The organism is Acetomicrobium mobile (genome assembly GCF_937920065.1).
The window spans coordinates 1-1286 of sequence record NZ_CALETC010000072.1 but is presented as its reverse complement, the minus strand read 5'-3'; the positions used below and the strand labels follow the sequence as shown (position 1 = coordinate 1286).

Sequence of the window (1286 nt, the reverse complement as noted above, 5' to 3'; positions counted from 1 at the left end):
TAAGAGGGCATTAACTTTAAAGGGCATCTCACCCATTCACAGAAAAACTTTTAAGTGGGGAAATGTGGAGAAATGACTTCATATAGTTTGCAAGGACCTGAGTCAGTGAGATTTCAAAGCCAGGAACAACTACCATCTTCATCTTTCACTTTCATTCCAAACGGTTCTTTAGTTAAAGGTGTTGTACTTGAGCGGCAAGGCGACAGTTATATTGTGGAAATACAAGGTCAAAAGATGCATGCTACCTCTTCGCTTAAGCTTGATGTGGGAGAACAATTTACTGGCATATGGGATTCGACACACGTGCCTCCGCTTCTGAAATTAAAACCTGAAGAGATAGCCGCATACGAGAAACTCAGCGAATTCGAGCAATCTATTGTTAGCGCATTGTTAGATAGACATCTGGCCGTAACGGAGGATTTGGTAAAGAAACTGTCCTCCCTTTTGATGAAAATGGGAGGGGATATGGGTAATTTACCTGCCCTCATTGAGCTTTATGCTCGTGGTCTTCCTCTTGAAGAACCCTACGTGAAGATTCTTTCTTGGTACTTTAGTTTAACTGTGAAACAGATAAACAAGTACTTTAGGGCTTTAAAAGATAAGTTAAAAAATCTTCAAGACGAAAAGAGCATCGAAAGTTTTTTTGAAGGAAACGCCGAAGAAAGTGCTTACGTTAAATCTTTGCTTTTGTTGGCTCGGCCGCTAAAAAATGTAATTTTCCCTTATAATTTTGCGCCGCTCATCTTTAGCTTGGAAGATGGAAAAATTGTAAGTATGTGGATTTCCTCTCAGGAGGAACCAAAGAAAATAGTTCGATTAATATTTCATTTTAAAGGTGCAAACATAGGATTGATTGAAGGTGAGTTGGTCTTTGATGCAGATGCTTACGGCGTGACGTTACGTTCAAATTCAAAAGTTGTTGAAGAGCTTCTTTCAAAAAACCTGACTACGCTTAAAGAAACCCTCGAAAGCTTGTCGATCAGATTGATATACCTCAACTTAGGCTTGTTTAAGGAGCCTAAAGGGGTTGCTTATTTGGGATTTGATGTGAAGGCATGATGGAAGATCAAAAGAGCGAAAAATTTATGAAAGCTGCGGCTCTGCGTTATGATAGAAAACTAGATAAGGCTCCCAGGGTTATTGCGTCGGGACGAGGGTGGCTGGCTGATAGGATAATAAAAGAGGCCAAAAAAGTGGGCATCCCAATAGTTGAGGATCCCGCTTTGGTTGCTGTGCTTTTGGGGGTTGGTCTAGGTGAGGAAATACCGGAGGAAGCTTATCTTGCC

Annotated in this window: 2 protein-coding genes; both read left to right on the top strand. The window is 40.9% G+C overall.

The window, feature by feature from the left end:
• Nucleotides 1-72 precede the first annotated feature (72 nt).
• Entirely contained in the window at nucleotides 73-1059 is a 987-nt protein-coding gene (locus tag Q7P41_RS03025; protein ID WP_303882022.1) for a hypothetical protein, read from the top strand.
• The coding region (locus Q7P41_RS03020; protein ID WP_303882020.1) for an EscU/YscU/HrcU family type III secretion system export apparatus switch protein at nucleotides 1056-1286 on the top strand (231 nt) is incomplete at its 3' end. The genes Q7P41_RS03025 and Q7P41_RS03020, both read left to right, overlap by 4 nt.

Coding starts and splice junctions, on each gene's coding strand:
- Q7P41_RS03025 (WP_303882022.1), top strand. CDS start 73: ATGACTTCATATAGTTTGCAAGGACCTGAGTCAGTGAGATTTCAAAGC.